This is a genomic window from Sinorhizobium arboris LMG 14919, from assembly GCF_000427465.1.
GTDB lineage: Bacteria > Pseudomonadota > Alphaproteobacteria > Rhizobiales > Rhizobiaceae > Sinorhizobium > Sinorhizobium arboris.
Map to the genome: position 1 here is coordinate 15585 of NZ_KE386498.1, position 1703 is coordinate 17287.

The following is a 1703-nucleotide window of genomic DNA, read 5'->3' on the forward strand; positions in this document are numbered from 1 at the left end:
GCAGCGGCGACAGGCCATAGATATCCTGGATGTTGCCGACGCCGCCGGGAACCGTCGACACGATCCGGTCGATCTCCTCCTGGGTCAGATCGATCAGCGGCAGCATCTCTGGCGTGATCGCCTCACTCTCTTCGGTGATCCGGTTGGCCGGCACCGCCACCTCGTGGTGGCTGCCAAGGCTGGCGGCCAGATCGCAAAGCACCGGCCTGGCGAACAGCGTGCGCACCTCGACCCCGAGCGACTGCCGCCGCAGCCGCTCCATCAGTTGCACTGCCAGCAATGAGTGACCGCCGAGCTCGAAGAAGTTGTCGTGGCGGCCGACCCGCTCGATGCCGAGCAGCTCTTCCCAGATCGCCGCCAGTGCCGTCTCGATCTCGCCCTGCGGCGCCTCGAAAGCCCGGCGCGCATAGGCCTCGTCGTCGGGAACCGGCAGTGCCTTGCGGTCGAGCTTGCCGTTCGGCGTCAGCGGCAGTGCGTCCAGCCGCACGAAGGCTGACGGCACCATGTAGTCCGGCAGCAGGCCACCGATACGGGCCCGCAACGCCGCGGCAAGTTCCGCGCCATCGGCCTCGTCCGACCCGTCCGTCCTCTTTGCAACCACATAGGCGACGAGCCGCTTGTCGCCGGCGTGATCGTCCCGCACCACGACCGCCGCATCGGCGACAAGCGCGTGCTCCAGCAGCCGGGCGGAGATCTCGCCCGGCTCGATGCGGAAGCCGCGGATCTTCACCTGGTCGTCGTTGCGGCCCAGAAACTCGAGATTGCCATCGGGCAGGTAGCGCGCCAGGTCGCCGGTCCGGTACATGCGTGCATCCGCCTTGCCGATGAACGGATCGGCCAGGAACCGCTCCGCCGTCAGCTCCGGGCGATTGAGGTAGCCGCGCGCTACCCCTGCCCCGCCGATATAGAGCTCGCCAACGGCCCCGAACGGCACAGGCTGACCATGGTCGTCAAGCAGATAGAGCCGCGTGTTCGCGATTGGGCGGCCGATCGGCACATTTGTCGATGCGGAAAGGTCTGCGGGGATGTCATGGAAAGCACAACCGACAACCGCTTCCGTCGGACCATACTCGTTGACCATTCTGGCAGCCGGCTGGATCTGACGCCATAGCTCGACCGTCGACGACGACAATGCCTCGCCGCCAATGACGAACAGCTCCACCTGACTGGCATCTCCAGCCGACTGCAGCTGCTGCCCCAGAACATCCAGAAGGGTCGGGGTGACATTGACCAGCCCGCACCGGGTGCCGACCCTCGACCTGATCCCCTCGACCTCGTCCCCCTCTTTCGTAAGCAATGCATGGCCGCCAGAGACCAAAGGCGCAAACAGGCTGTTGACCGTAGCATCGAAGGCGAGCGAAGAGGAGACGACGGAGGAGGATATGGGCGCGTAGGTCTCACGAGCCCAGCTTAGATAATTGATCATCCCGCGATGCTCGACCATGACGCCCTTGGGCGTTCCAGTGGAGCCCGAGGTGTAGATGATGTAGGCGAGATGGCTGGGGGCGAGGCCGAGATCGCGTGGGTCGGGATCCGACGCCGGCAGCCTCGCCGAGACCGGGCTGGCCGCATTGAGGTCGACCGCCGTCACATTGGCGATCGCCTCGGCGCCCAGCGCTGCGCGGCCGGCCGCGTCGCACAGCAGCAGCCGCGGGGCGGCATCGTCGAGCACCTGCCGCAGTCGCGCGCAGGGATAGGCCGGG

Annotated in this window: 1 protein-coding gene; it reads right to left on the reverse strand. The window is 66.6% G+C overall.

The features are described from left to right. Positions 1-1703 (reverse strand): amino acid adenylation domain-containing protein (locus SINAR_RS01000000134610; RefSeq protein ID WP_033058585.1); only part of this gene is annotated, 1703 nt, incomplete at both ends.